A 13976-nucleotide genomic window follows, 5' to 3' on the forward strand; every position below is an offset into this window, starting at 1 on the left:
AGGATGATCCCTCATACATCGTGGGGAAATGATCAGGTTATACTTATTGTCCGGTGTGCAGGCTGCCACCGGTTCACAGGATTTCGTGCAGGGAAAAAAACCATCTTACCAGATACTGCATACCATGAATGACCTGTCCATCATGCCCGGCCCCCTCAAGACCGGTCCCTGACCAATGTTTCATATCTTCCGGGACAAACGTATACTCCATGGCAGGACAGGAAATTTCCGTCAATATCCCCCCGACACTTGACCCGGTGTACAGCAACATGATCCAGATCGCGTACAAGGACGATGAGTTCACGTTCATGTTTCTCCACCAGCTCCCGCAGGTCAACCAGGCGAGGGCAAAGGCGATCGTCTCCATTACACCGACGCACGCAAAGAACCTCCTCGCGGTACTCACAAAGACCGTCAGTGATTACGAGTCAAAGTTCGGGACGATCTCCCCACCGCCCGCTGATTCAAAAGGTGCTGATAGTGTGACCACGCTGCGCGGGTACTCTTAAAGCCCCATATTTTATTACGGCAGGGGTCGATATTGTGAGGTATTGCGCCGCCGTGGCTTAGCGGCATAGCGGCTGATTCGTAATCAGCAGGTCGAGGGTTCAATTCCCTCCGGCGGCTTTTCTCATTTTTTGGTTTTTTAATACAGAACCTTGGGAATATTACTGACCGAGCCGCTTATCTGGATTGTTCTCTAAAATAAAATAACAGATGCCTGACATTCTTCCCCACTCCCGTCCGGGGTTTGTCTTCAGTGCTGCCTTTGCTATCTTCGGGGTAGTGGTTGCGCCACTCACCCTTGCAGGATTTGCAGGAGTGCCACTCCTTCACATGATCTCGCTCATCGGTTCGATCCTCGTGTTCCAGCCATTTGCCGCATCTGTCGGGGTGGTCCTCGGCATTCCGCCCCTTATAATCCTTGGCACGATGGCATCGGTGGGCATCGGGGCTATCATCGGCATCCTTGCCCTCTGTGACCTGTTTACAAACCGCTGGCAGAAGTTTGACAAGGCGGTCCATAACGTAAACGAACAGGCGCACCGTTCGGCCGGGTTTCAGAAATACGGGATGCTGATGTTCATCCCGTTCATCTGGGTGCCGGGTCTCGGGCTTTATGGCTGCACGCTCATAGCATGGCTCCTCGGGTGGAGGCAGATCCGGCATATCATGATGCTTTTTTTAAGCTGGATGATTGCAGCTGCTCTTATCCTTGGTGCATCGCTGGGAATTTTAATCGCCCTTTCATAATGAGCCTCCGGTTCCATCGGGACCATATGTACGTGCAATAAGAAGAAACGGGATTTTTTCCTTTTTTTAAAAAAACAGGACTTATTTGGTACACTTGATATGGGAGGATACACCAAAATTGTTGCATGAGGATGAGAGAGTTATTGAATAAACAAAATCCAGATTATTATACTATTTCCCGGAGCCTGAAAAATGGGTAATGATATAAAAATTTTGGCAAAAAATACCCTTGGTGACAAATTTGAGTCGGGCGATCTGGGGGAGATGAGCAACAGAGAGTTGAAAAATATGGTGTCTGATATCCTCGCAGAAAAGCTCGGTAACCTTCTGGAAAACGATCCGGAACCCAAATAATTTTTTAATTCCGGTTTTTATTTGTATCAGCAAAAAATTCAGGCATCTCCCATTTTCATTTTTTAATGTCGCAATACATAAGGAAAACTTTTTTTAATTATCAATGGCTCTGGAGATAGGTCAACAACCGGCACTTTCCCTCAGCCTGGTGTGTTATCGGGTAAGTTTCGATAGGGTGGGACATATACAGCAGGCACTTTTCCCCGATACATTCCTTTTGGCCACTCGCATTTGCCATGGAAATCGGACAGACTTTCATTACCAGCTATTTTGGATGTCTTTGCACAATTGTATTTTGATCCTGGTTTAAAATTTCACCAGATATCGGGCTGATACGGAAACTCTCACGATTTGGGCAGAGCGAGGTGATGGTTCTTAGATATTTCGAATACTCGAAGATTTTCTGATGAAAATCTTCTCAAGCTCACCCCCTGATGGGGGTTCGCATACACAAAACACGTATCATTTCATACCACAAACCTTTCCTGTAAATACAATGAACACCCGCGAGATCATCTCAGCTGCAAAATACCTTGCATCCACAAAACCCTCGTTCCTCCTCTCAGAGCTGTGCACGTATCTCACCGATGATCTCGCGGTCAGCGGATTATATCGAATACTTTCCCCCCACCTGCCCCGCCTCAACCTCGCAGCAACCAGGATCAATGACGATTATGAGATCTCCCGGATCATCCCCGCAAAACCCTATGTCCTGAACCAGAAAGAACGGGAGCGTCTGGATAATTTCTTTGCTGCACGCACACTGCCGGCTGCTCTTGAACAAACGATCGAACGCTACATCTCAAAAAAAGTGGGAAAGGAGTGGTCAGATCCGGTCATCCTTGAACGCCTGCGGCATGCGATCGTTGCGCAGAAAGATGATTACTGGAAACCCGCGGACCGACGCTCGTTGCGGTATATCAAAGGTTACAGCGTGCTCGGGTATCTCGCGTACCATTTCCCGGTCTATTTCATGCAGACCCAGTACCTGCTCTCGATGCTTGCCCGCGACGGGCTGCTGAAGAGCTCCATGACCGTGATGGATGCCGGTACCGGCCCGGGTGTCGTGCCGCTTGCAATTGCAGAATTCTATTCGCAGCTTGAGCATGCAAAGGCCACAGTGTATTCAGCAGAACGGTCGGAGGAGCACATCGAGGCCTTCATGTACCTCCGGGAGCATTGCACCCAGAAAGGGGAGAACGCCAGCATCAAGCCCCCGATAAAGGCGGATCTCACCACCATTGACCCCGGAAAAATTCCTCAGAAAATCGACCTGCTGGTCTTTTCAAATGTCCTCAACGAACTGGGTGCCGCTTCACCGGAAGAGCTTGCTGATCTCGTCATGAAATTTGCAGAACGGCTCTCCCCGGACGGATCGGTTCTCATTGTTGAACCTGCCGAAGAAACTACCTCGACGCAGCTGCGGGTATTGTCGCTCGTATTAAAAAAGCGGGGGCTTACCATCCACAGCCCCTGCTCGTTTATCCGGGGGACGGACTGCACACCGGACCGGTGCTGGAGTTTTGTTACCGCACCGTCCATCCGGCCAACCCGGCTGATGGGGGCGCTTGCAGCATGCGATGAGCCGTTCCGGTACGTGAACACCGATATCAAATACAGTTATGTCGTGCTCACAAAAGATGGGAGAACGAGGGAGCAGTACCGGGTGCCGGCCAGGTCCCGGGTTTTACGGTTGTCACAGGTACACCGCCACGTGGACAAACGGGTCAATATAATCGCTTCAAAGATGTCAGAGGACCTTGGCGATGCAAAAAACCACATGTTCCGGCTCTGCGATGGTTCGGCAAAAAAGCCGGTGTATGCGGTGGTGCCGTCCTATCACATCACACCGGAGAACGAGGCGATTGTTGCTCGACCATACGGCACCATCCTTGAACTGGACAATGTGCTCGTGCGGTATAATCCAAAACATGATGCATATAATGTGCTGGTGAGCCGGAATACACGGATAAAACAACCAGCCTGATAAACCTGAATATTGATGTGTGCGGTTCATCAGTCGTTATAATTATTATCGGAATTTTAAAAAAGTGCTAAGCGTAGAAGAGCAGGACATATCGTTTATCGGGAATTGTTCCTTTATAATACTCTACGATCTCAACGAAATTGACAGAACTCCAATCCATGAAGTGTCGGTAATCCTTACAAAAAAGGAGTGATAGCAGTTTATTGTGGCAGAAGTCCCTCTCTGCTATCCGCTTCTCTCTCGGCCACTATCAGGGGTTAATAATACTTGATAATGACGATACCGGAGCCGCCAGCGCCGCCGTTGCCCGTATTACCGCTGCCGCCACCGCCACCACCGGTATTCGCTTGTCCGTTTGTACCAGCAACACCATCACCACCTGCGCCGCCGCCACCGGCACCGCCACTACCAGCTACACGCAACGAGCTGCAACCGCCGCCGCCGCCACCGGCATATGTTACCGATACATCGGTAATAGAAGATGCGGTTCCCGCACCTCCATTGCCGGCAACAGAGTTAGTTGCAGCGCCACCAGCAGCACCGGCTCCACCGCCGCCGCCACCAAGATAATTGGAGGTTCTGGCCCCAGCTCCACCAGCATTTCCCTGACCAGCTGTGCCCGATCCGCCAGCGCCATTTGATGTTGCGCCACCGCCACCGGACCCTCCGGTTGCTCCGTTACGAGTTGGGTTGGTAGTTCCACTACCGCCACCGCCTCCACCGGTTGCGGTAATCGATGCAAATACAGAGTTGCCTCCGTTTGTACCACGAGCCGTCAGACTTGTTGATCCTGCGCCGCCTCCTCCAACCGTTACCGTCTGGGAACCGGATAAACCGGTCAATGTGCCGGTGAGGAATCCCCCAGCTCCGCCGCCGCCACCGTAACGCCCTCCACCACCGCCTCCTGCCACGACAAGGTATTCAACGGTAGTTACACCTGAAGGCACGCTCCAGGATGTTGTTCCGACCGTCGTGAAAGACTGGATGACATAATAGCGGAATATGTCGGCGGGTGAGGTCGCAGATGTCCCACCGGGCGTGGTTACGGTGATGTCAACGGGTCCGGCTGACCCAACCGGTGAGACCGCTGTGATTGAAGTCGCGCTGTTAACAATGTACGAAGCTGCCGGGGTGCTGCCAAAGTTAACTGCCGTCGCTCCTGTGAAGTCTGTTCCGGTGATCGCTACCGAGGTTCCGCCCGTTGCCGGACCCAACATCGGTGAAACGCCGGTTACGGTCGGGAGAGTCACATAGGTATATGCACCCGTCCCGGTTGCAGTGCCGCCGGGTGCTGTAATAACAACGTCAACAGCCCCGGCTGCATGTGCAGGTGTGGTCGCCGTGATCGATATGTCGCTCACAACCGTGAACGAGGTTGCTGCTGTACCGCCAAACGTTACTGCAGTCGCCCCGGCAAACCCTGTCCCGCTGATTGTGGCTATGGTACCACCAGCTGTCGTGCCGAATGCCGGTAAGATACTGCCAAACGTCGGGGGAGCGACATACGTATATGCGCCCGTACCGGTTGCAGTGCCGCCGGGTGCTGTAATAACAACGTCAACGGCTCCGGCTGCATGTGCAGGTGTGGTCGCCGTGATCGATGTGTCGCTCACAACCGTGAACGAGGTTGCTGCTGTACCGCCAAACATTACTGCGGTCGCCCCGGTAAACCCTGTCCCGGTAATCGTCACACCGGTACCGCCCGCTGTTGTTCCGGACGTCGGTAAGATGCTCCCAAACGTCGGGACGGTTGGTGCTACATACGTATATGCGCCCGTACCGGTTGCAGTGCCGCCGGGTGCTGTAATAACAACGTCAACAGCCCCGGCTGCATGTGCAGGTGTGGTCGCAGTGATCGATGTGTCGCTCACAACCGTGAATGAGGTTGCTGCTGTACCGCCAAAGGTTACTGCAGTCGCCCCGGTAAATCCTGTCCCGGTGATCGTCACACCGGTACCACCCGCTGTTGTTCCGGACGTAGGTAAGATACTGCCAAATGTCGGGACGGTTGGTGGTGCGGTTGTCGTGGTTCCTGTCGGCATTTGGAGTGTGCCGAAATATGCCGATGATAATACGAGCGTGCCCCCACCACCTGTATAGACAATATGGACGGTCTGGGGTATGGGGGGGCAGGGGCTTGAGGTGTAGGTAAGAGTGTCGCCGATACTCCACGAGGCCCATACCGGGTTCCCATTATTCGCAAAATTGGCAGTCTGGTCTGTGCCATCAACGAGGATTTGGAATGTAGTCTTGTCAAGCAAGTCACCACCCTCGTGGGAGAGTGTAAGCATGCAACTCTTGTTTGAAATGCTCGCACTCAGAACCGGGATCTTCTCAGGAGGCGGCTGAGACCAGAGCACAACCCCGACAATAGCAATACCGACGACGACAATACTGATGAGCATGACACTCCCGATTACTTCCGAGACCGCATTTTCATAAGGAGTGTCACCATTCTTCCGCCGGTCCTTCTTTCTGCCCATGTCCAAATCGAACTGCCCCATCATCAACCTCCCTGCACAGTTGCACTCAAATTCGCCCGCAACCCTTCGACATGCATATCATATTGTAAATTCGTGGAATCTGAACCAGTGAAGTATATGAATGCCCCAACACCCGACAATCCCGTCCGATAATAAGTATCCGGAATTCCCTGAGAGATATTTGCTGTAGAATTGAGACTCCGCAGCCAGGATGCTACAGCCCTGCTGTCATTTGAACTCATGCTGATATTGATCCATTTTGTATTGTTGTAAGTGAGCGAATAGGGAAGATCCTGAATGTTTGTCACCTGGGTCTTCACCTGTGCAGGGCTGTTGCCTCCGATGTTTCCGGTATCCGCCTGCTGGAATGGCAATTCGATAATATTTACTCCGATGACCCGGGTCCAGCAGTTATAGGAGAACGTGATGGCTGACGGTAGTTTTACTGATGTGCCATCATCCTGCTGGAGAAACACACCCCCGTTCTGGTAATAATATGTCTGGGGGATCCAGTAGTTATTGTTCGCAGTGTATTCAAGAGAACCAAGAGCAAGTGAATGGGTTGCCACCTTTTCATATTCATCGGTGAGCGAAACAATGCCGTAACCTGAAACAAGTGTTCCGTATTTGGTGAACGTTACAGTCATCGGGTAAGGCTGATCTGCCAGATTATTTTTTAGCCCATATGCATCATCGAGAAGGTTGACTGAGTAATTGCGCACGCTGCTCCATGGCTGAATATTCTTGTATACCGTGTAATCCTGGAGGGTGACCACTCCGCCTTTGCTGATATCGATCGTAATATCCGTACCCGTGTACCGGATACCATCAGCATAATTACAGCCACCGGGGTTACAACTCGTGGAATAATTGTAATATGTGGTTCTCGGATTCACTGTCACATTCACAGACCAGTTCTGCGCCTGTTGCACCAGCACCGAGCGTTTTCCTGAAGAATAATCCGAAGGTGTTGTATCTGAAATATTGACAATGAATTGTTGAGGGGTAGCATTTAACACAAAGGATCCCGGCACAAGAGTTTGGTTTGATACAACCTTGCCGTCCCGTATCAGCCCCCTTGACTGAACAGTGAGTACCTCCTGCCTTTGGTTCAGCGCAAGCATCCCGCTGGAAGGAATCGGATTCATGACCGGAATGATGGAAAATCCACCCCCCTGAGTCGCGGTTCCTGCAGTCCCGAGATTGAATGTCGTGCTCATCGCTGTACCGACCTGACTGTTCGTCCAGAGTGCATCGACACCGACCTTATACTTGACGAACTCGTCCCTGATCTCGTTCATGTGGAGGATCTCGTTTTCGCGCCCCTGTGCCGGCACTGCATACGTGAGATAGATTGAGAACGCGGTCATGATGACAACGAGGATAAGGATGAACCCTATAACCTCGGAAAGTGCGTTTTCACTGCGGGGAGGTTTCATAGCTGGTTCCGGAGTCATTTTGTTGTTATCGATTCCTTTGTTTCGTCATATGATAATAATTGGTAAAATACTTCTCTGTTGAGAAAAGGATGAGGTAGAGAATAGTATGAAAATACTGCAAGTATTAGTTGAATAAACTAATGAGAAACTACGTGAAGTTAAAAAAAATTCCAATTTTAAAATCAATATTCTGATTTTCCCGTTCCATCTCAACAAGCATTTTGAATTCATAACACTAAAAATAGAGAATGCTTAAGCGAGGCGTTCCTGCCTTTATGCGGATTCTATGACTCTTTCCAAAGGTTGTATCCTCTGTCACAAAGGTGCAAAGATGGTGCTCTTTGTTACGGGACGCTGCGACCGTTCGTGCTGGTACTGCCCGCTCTCATCTGAACGGAAAGGTAAAGATGCAGTCTATGCAAACGAGCGCCGGATTGAAAGTCCCGCCGAGATGATCACGGAGGCAGAGGCCATGAGCGCCCTTGGTACCGGGGTCACGGGGGGTGAGCCGCTCCTCTGCATCGACCGGGTCGTTACCTACTGCGATGCGCTCAAAAAGCACTTCGGTAAGGACCACCATATCCACCTGTATACCGCAAAAGCCCCCTCTGAAGAAGACCTCCTCGCACTAAAAGGTCTTGTTGACGAGATAAGGCTCCACCCCCCCCGCGAGTGCTGGGAGGATATTCTCAATTCGGATTATATCCGTGCAGCAAAGCGGGCAAAAGAACTCGGGTTTGATATTGGCATGGAAGTGCCCGCGCTTCCCGGGCTTAACCACCTGATCCCTGCACTCCCGTACCTTGACTTCCTGAACATCAACGAACTCGAATGGGGCGAGACCAATGCCGATGCTATGCGGCTGAGGGGATTTGAGCTTGCCGACGGGGTGCACAATGCGGTTCAGGGTGCGCAGGAATGGGCAGATGAACTCCTCAAAAACGATAAAGTCCACTGGTGTTCATCGACCTTCAAGGACTCGGTGCAGCTGCGCGAACGCTTAAAACGCATCGCCCGCAACACCGCGCGCCCGTTTGATGAGGTGACCGATGACGGCACCGTGGTATATGGCGTGCTGGAACCGGATCTTGGTACCATGGCTACCTGTGCCGATTATTGCCGGAGGGAACTGGGCGAGGAATGTTTTGCTCCCTGCGGGGACCACATCGAGACAGCGTGGTGGGCATTAGAAAAACTCGGCGATCGCCTTGCTGGTAAAAAGTATGTGATTGAACGGTACCCGAACGGGGGCATTATCGTGGAGGTGACCCCGCTGTGATCCGCGAAGCCCTGCTCGAACCGCTCTATGAACGAATCCTCCGCATGCAATTTGGCCATATCCCGCGCCATATTGCAATCATCCAGGACGGGAACCGGCGTTATGCGCGGGCGATCGGGATCAACACCTCGGAGGGTCACCGGGCTGGTGCGGAGAAGACCGAGGAGATGCTTGACTGGGCCCACGAGCTGGGAATCCGGCATATCACTCTCTATACATTTTCTACGGAAAATTTCAGTCGCGATGATGAAGAAGTCGGCCAGCTCTTTGCGCTGTTTAAAGAGAGGTTCATCCGCGTCCTCACAGACGAACGCGTCCACAAGTACAGGATCCGTGTCCAGATGGTCGGCGACAGGTCGCTTGTCCCCCCGGATCTCCTTGAGGCAATCAGTGAGGCAGAAGAAGCGACAAAAAATTATTCGGGATTCTGCCTCAATATCGCCCTTGCGTATGGCGGGAGAAACGAGATTGTGCTTGCAGCCCGCGACATCCTGTCATCAGTGGAGGGGGGTGCAATTATGCCGGACGCCATTGATGTGAAGATGGTCGAATCGCACCTGCATGGAGGGAAGGGGCTGCCGCCGGTTGACCTGATCATAAGGACCGGGAACGACTGGCGCACGTCAAATTTTTTGCCATGGCTTGCAAACGGCCACGAATCCGCGGTCTATTTCTGTGCGCCGTACTGGCCGCTTTTCAGGAAGATCGACCTCCTCCGGGCGATCCGCGTGTATGACCAGCGGATGATCTCAAAACAGTGATGGTTTTTTTTCGTACATTACCTTCACCCTGCATACCGCTGGCTCTATATCCCTTCTGTTAAAGAATAGAAGATAGGGAAGACATGACTGCACGCAAAGGAGACGCGACCCAGTGGCGGCACACCTCGGTCCTCATCCGCGACGATATTTTTTCTCTGGCACAAAAACAGGGCCTTAACCTCAGTCATGAATGCAACCAGGCGCTCGCAGACCGCCTCGGAGTGGATTACCGCCAGCAGCAGCTCCCGTCAGAGACCCGTGCTGATCCGGTCATTATTGCAGCAGAGCAAAAACCCGGCCCCGCATCCCGTTTTTCGCCGCAAAAAGATCAGATCATTCCCCCGGTTCTGAACGCAGATGACCCCAAAACACCTGCCAGAGTCCTGCTTCAGAAAAAAGAGCCTGCAGCCCGTATCCCGCATCCAAAACGGGAAATTGCGCCTGTACAAAAACAGGATAAACCGCAGGACTCTCCTGTCCCGTCTACCCATCCGGAAGCATCTGCGCGGCTTCCAAAAAAGAAGGGGGCAAAAAGCACTGAGATAAAAGGAAAGGAGAACGCAGTCCGGCGGTTCGTGAACGAAAAGGTCTTACGCACCGATGCAGAGGGCAATGAGGGCAGTGCTGTACCAAAAGATGAAATGTACCAGCGGTTCATGAGGTGGTGCCGGGCACACTCCGTCTCCCCGATTCCTGATAAGCGGTCATTTGGTATCGCAATGAAAAACCGGTTCGTAATACAGGACGGGACGGCCAATAATGAACCCTGCTGGATCAATGTGAAACTGATTTAGTCGTTACTTTGCAATCGTTATTTTCCAAAACGGCGGGCCCGTGACTGGTAGTCCCGGAGGATCCGGAAGAAATCCACTTTCCTGAAGTACTTCCAGTTCACATCGGAGAAGAATAGTTCAGAATATACCGATTGCCAGATGAGAAAATCGGTGAGGTGGGCTCCCCCGCTCTTGATTACGATATCCGGGACGTATTTGAAGGTCAGATATGACTCAAGCAGCCGTTCGTCAACCGTACCGGGGGGGATTTTGTCCTCTGCCATCTTCCTGATGCAGGACGTTATCTCTTCCCGGCCGCTTTTTCCAATCGCCACGACGACCTCAAGGCCCTCGCCTCTGACCTCCTCCTTGTCCTGGTAATGAAGGACAAGCCGGGCAATCCCCCCGATTTTATGAATTGCAGGCAGGCACCGTCCCATGACATCAGGTAACGGTGTGCTTACATGAAACGTGAGCCCAAGTATCGTGTTCTCTTTTGACCCTGCCTGTTTTTCCACGTGTGCTGAAATTTCATTGCACCAGCCTGTAACAAGCGCAAGGTTTTCAGGAGCTAAAGCCATGTCCTGGCCGCTGATCATGAAACAGATCTGCACCGGAAGGACTGTGATCTTCCGTTTGAGCATCTGTTCATAAAGCCAGTAGATCATCTGTGCTTACTATTGCCTGCCTCCATACATAGCCTTGATGATCTATCACAGAGATATGAAAAGACCGATGCCTTAAAAGCAGAGGGATACAGGACGGCGTTTTATGACCTGAACCGGTACGCCCGCTTCGTTATGATTAATTCAATTAAACAAGGGGCATAAAGACGCAGCCCATTATTACGCAGGGAGATTTAGGGGATCCGAAATATTCATGATTTAGGGCATCCTAAATATCTGGCAATGGCCTCGGAGCAGCTCGAAGAGTACTTAGAAGCAATCTACGATATCGGGGAGAAAGAAGGCACTGCAAAGACCACATCGATTGCAAAATGCCTGAAGGTGACCCCCGCAAGTGTCACCGAAGCCCTGCAGAACCTGTCGGAAAAAGGGTACGTAAGTTATGAGCCGTACCGGGGAGCGACCCTCACCGGATCAGGACTGGAGCTGGCACGGAAGGTCAAGCGTCGCCACCGCCTTCTTGAGGTCTTCTTAACAGATATCCTCAAGATCAGGAACGAAAATGTCCATGACGAGGCATGCAGGATGGAGCATACGCTCTCGGACGAAACCGAATGTGCGCTCTGCAAGATGCTGCACGCCCCCTCGCGCTGCCCCCATGGCAGCCTGATTCAGCCCTGCAACCGTGAGGTTGATGACTGCAGCGGCTGCCTGATGGGAGAACAGAAATCCTCCGAGATACGGGAGGAGCCGATCGTCTCCGTTTCCCACCTTGAGCCCGGGCAAGGCGGCACGATCATGTTTATCCGTGGCGACCGGAAGGTTGTCCAGCGCCTTTCAGATCTCGGCCTTACGGTTAAAACCGTCATCTCCCTTATCCGGAAAGCCCCGATGGAGGGGCCGGTTGAAATTGCCGTGCGCAGAACAAAGCTTGCGATTGACCGGGCAATCGCTGACGATATCTTTGTCTCCCCTGTTCCGGAGCAGGCCTGATGCCGGAACGGGAACGGAGCAGGAGGAGGTTTGGACTGAAAAATAAGGTCGCAACTGACGCCAGCTGCCCCCCGGCTGATTTCACTGTAGTACTTGCCGGCAATGCCAATGTCGGGAAAAGCGCAACGATCAACCAGCTGACCGGTTCAGAACAGGTGACCGGTAACTGGCCCGGAAAAACCGTTGAGTGTGCGGGCGGGATCCTCCAGCATGAAGGGTACAGGATCCATATCATCGACCTGCCGGGAATTTACTCGTTATCCACGTACTCCACCGAGGAGAAGGTCTCCCGGGAGTTCATCCTCAATAACCATCCTGACGTTGTCATCAATATCGTTGATGCATCTGCCCTTGAACGCAACCTCTTTTTTACGCTCCAGCTGATAGAACTGAATGTCCCTCTCATCGTTGTCGTAAACCAGACAGACCTTGCGGCAGAAAAAGGCATCTTTGTCGATACTGAGGTGCTTGCGGAGGTGCTTGGCGTCGCTGTGGTACCTACTGTTGCGATCCATGGAAAAGGGATGGCCGCCTTGTCAGACGCCATCGTTGCCACCGCAAAGAACAAGACACTGCCCCGGCAGATCCCTTACGGGAGGGAGGTCGAGGACCGCATCATGCAGGTCACCGCACTCCTTCCTTCGGATCCGGCGCTCGCCCCTTCCCGCTGGACAGCTATCAGGCTCCTTGAGAATGACCCAGATATTCTCCGCATGGCAGGAGAGCATGCACCGGCAGCAGTCAAGGCAGCCCGCCAGTATGCCCGGGAGCTGGAGATGATGCATGGTGAACCATCCGGCATCATCCTCACCGGGGAACGGTACCATACCGCCGAACGCATTACCCGCAGCGTGATGGAGATCCGGCAACCTTCCCCGGCCGATATCCCTTTTTCAGACAGGCTCGACAGGCTCGCGCTTCATCCTGTTGCCGGCTATGCACTTATCTTCCTTGTGATTGGGGGGCTGCTTGTCTGGACCTTCATCATCGGGGAGGGTATATCCGAATACCTCATTGCCATTTTATCCTCGATATCTCCCGTCCAGCCGTTTATTGCCGGGTCAGTCACCGATATTCTCTTGTTTGGGGCATGGACGGGACTTGTTGCGGCATTGACCCTGATTGTGCCATACGTCCTCCCCTTTTACCTCTTCCTCTCCATAATCGAAGATTCAGGATACCTCACCCGCATCTCGATGATGCTGGATCAGGGGATGCACCGGCTCGGGTTGCACGGAAAAGCGATCATCCCGCTAATCCTCGGATACGGGTGCACTGTGCCGGCCTGCCTTTCCTGCCGTATCCTCGAAACCGGCAAACAGAAGCTGCTTGCCGCATTCCTGGTGACTCTCATCCCATGTTCAGCCCGCACCATTGTTATCCTCAGCGTTGTGGCGACGTTCGTGAATATCTGGTGGGCGCTTGCTCTCTATCTCTTTAACATCCTGCTGGTGATTATCCTTGGCAGGATCGCATTCAGGGTTGTTGAAGGTGAATCTGTCGGCATGATCATGGAGATGCCTGAATATCACGTTCCGTCGGGATCGGTTGTGCTTGCGCAGACCTGGGCGCGGACAAAATCCCTCATCTGGATCGTTCTGCCCGCGTATATTATCGGGGGTATAGCGATCAGCGGTGCTTACAGTGCCGGGCTGCTTGATCCGATAAATGCTGCCCTTTCACCAATTACGGTCACCCTGCTGGGCCTTCCGGTTTTGACCGGTGTCGTGTTTGTCTTTGGCATCGTAAGAAAGGAGATCACGATACTCACCCTTGCTGCTCTCTTTGGCACGACGGTATTCTCCTCGGTCCTTTCCCCGGTACAGCTGATTGTTTTTGCCCTTGTCACGATGATCTACACCCCCTGCATCTCGACAATCTTTGTATTCCTGTCAGAATTCGGGTGGAAAAAGGCAGCAGCAGTCATTGCATCCGAGACTGCCCTTGCTGTCATCCTCGGGGCGGTTGCCTATCGCCTGCTTTCCCTTTTCATGTGAAAGGGACGGTAACACTGCTGTTCATGCTAT

Annotated in this window: 12 protein-coding genes and 1 tRNA gene; 10 read left to right on the forward strand and 3 right to left on the reverse strand. The window is 52.4% G+C overall.

Annotated features, from left to right (window positions below; genetic code table 11):
- Positions 1 to 28: 28 nt before the first annotated feature.
- The 5 genes from OS112_09190 (at position 29) to OS112_09210 (ending at position 3595) form a co-directional block, all read left to right on the forward strand.
- Positions 29 to 172 (forward strand): hypothetical protein, encoded by a 144-nt coding sequence (locus OS112_09190; protein WAC04623.1) that lies wholly within the window; start codon positions 29 to 31, stop codon positions 170 to 172.
- A 37-nt stretch (positions 173 to 209) separates the two neighbouring features.
- Complete coding sequence (locus tag OS112_09195; GenBank protein ID WAC04624.1) at positions 210 to 509, forward strand: DUF3467 domain-containing protein; 300 nt, start codon at positions 210 to 212, stop codon at positions 507 to 509.
- A gap of 46 nt (positions 510 to 555) precedes the next feature.
- Positions 556 to 627, forward strand: a tRNA-Thr gene (locus OS112_09200).
- 90 nt (positions 628 to 717) lie between these two features.
- The gene (locus OS112_09205; GenBank protein WAC04625.1) at positions 718 to 1254 is read left to right on the forward strand and encodes a small multi-drug export protein; all 537 of its coding nucleotides are present in this window, start codon (positions 718 to 720) and stop codon (positions 1252 to 1254) included.
- Positions 1255 to 2104: 850 nt separating this feature from the next.
- Positions 2105 to 3595 (forward strand): class I SAM-dependent methyltransferase, encoded by a 1491-nt coding sequence (locus OS112_09210; GenBank protein ID WAC04626.1) that lies wholly within the window; start codon positions 2105 to 2107, stop codon positions 3593 to 3595.
- Between the two features lie 257 nt (positions 3596 to 3852).
- Here the strand turns inward: OS112_09210 and OS112_09215 are convergent, their stop codons facing one another.
- Both OS112_09215 and OS112_09220 read right to left on the reverse strand, forming a co-directional pair.
- Positions 3853 to 6102, reverse strand: a complete 2250-nt coding sequence (locus OS112_09215; GenBank protein ID WAC04627.1) for an IPT/TIG domain-containing protein — start codon at positions 6100 to 6102, stop codon at positions 3853 to 3855.
- Complete coding sequence (locus OS112_09220; protein WAC04628.1) at positions 6102 to 7517, reverse strand: hypothetical protein; 1416 nt, start codon at positions 7515 to 7517, stop codon at positions 6102 to 6104. Before OS112_09220 ends, OS112_09215 begins: the two co-directional genes overlap by 1 nt.
- A gap of 286 nt (positions 7518 to 7803) precedes the next feature.
- Here OS112_09220 and OS112_09225 point away from each other — a divergent pair, with 286 nt between their 5' ends.
- The 3 genes from OS112_09225 (at position 7804) to OS112_09235 (ending at position 10351) form a co-directional block, all read left to right on the forward strand.
- On the forward strand, positions 7804 to 8796 hold the full coding sequence (locus OS112_09225; protein ID WAC04629.1) for a radical SAM protein: 993 nt from the start codon (positions 7804 to 7806) through the stop codon (positions 8794 to 8796).
- The gene (gene uppS / locus OS112_09230; GenBank protein ID WAC04630.1) at positions 8793 to 9557 is read left to right on the forward strand and encodes a polyprenyl diphosphate synthase; all 765 of its coding nucleotides are present in this window, start codon (positions 8793 to 8795) and stop codon (positions 9555 to 9557) included. The genes OS112_09225 and uppS overlap by 4 nt, the downstream gene beginning before the upstream one ends.
- An 83-nt stretch (positions 9558 to 9640) precedes the next feature.
- Positions 9641 to 10351, forward strand: coding sequence for a hypothetical protein (locus tag OS112_09235; protein WAC04631.1), 711 nt, complete (start codon positions 9641 to 9643; stop codon positions 10349 to 10351).
- A gap of 17 nt (positions 10352 to 10368) precedes the next feature.
- On the opposite strand, the gene OS112_09240 is transcribed toward OS112_09235, so the two are convergent.
- Positions 10369 to 10998, reverse strand: coding sequence for an undecaprenyl diphosphate synthase family protein (locus tag OS112_09240; GenBank protein WAC04632.1), 630 nt, complete (start codon positions 10996 to 10998; stop codon positions 10369 to 10371).
- Between the two features lie 240 nt (positions 10999 to 11238).
- Between OS112_09240 and OS112_09245 the strand changes: the two genes are divergently transcribed.
- Together OS112_09245 and feoB are read left to right on the forward strand one after the other, a co-directional pair.
- The gene (locus OS112_09245; protein ID WAC04633.1) at positions 11239 to 11949 is read left to right on the forward strand and encodes a metal-dependent transcriptional regulator; all 711 of its coding nucleotides are present in this window, start codon (positions 11239 to 11241) and stop codon (positions 11947 to 11949) included.
- Entirely contained in the window at positions 11949 to 13946 is a 1998-nt protein-coding gene (feoB, locus tag OS112_09250; GenBank protein ID WAC04634.1) for a ferrous iron transport protein B, read from the forward strand. The genes OS112_09245 and feoB overlap by 1 nt, the downstream gene beginning before the upstream one ends.
- Positions 13947 to 13976 lie beyond the last annotated feature (30 nt).

The organism is Methanoregula sp. (genome assembly GCA_026625165.1).
In the GTDB taxonomy this organism is placed as follows: Archaea; Halobacteriota; Methanomicrobia; order Methanomicrobiales; family Methanospirillaceae; genus MVRE01.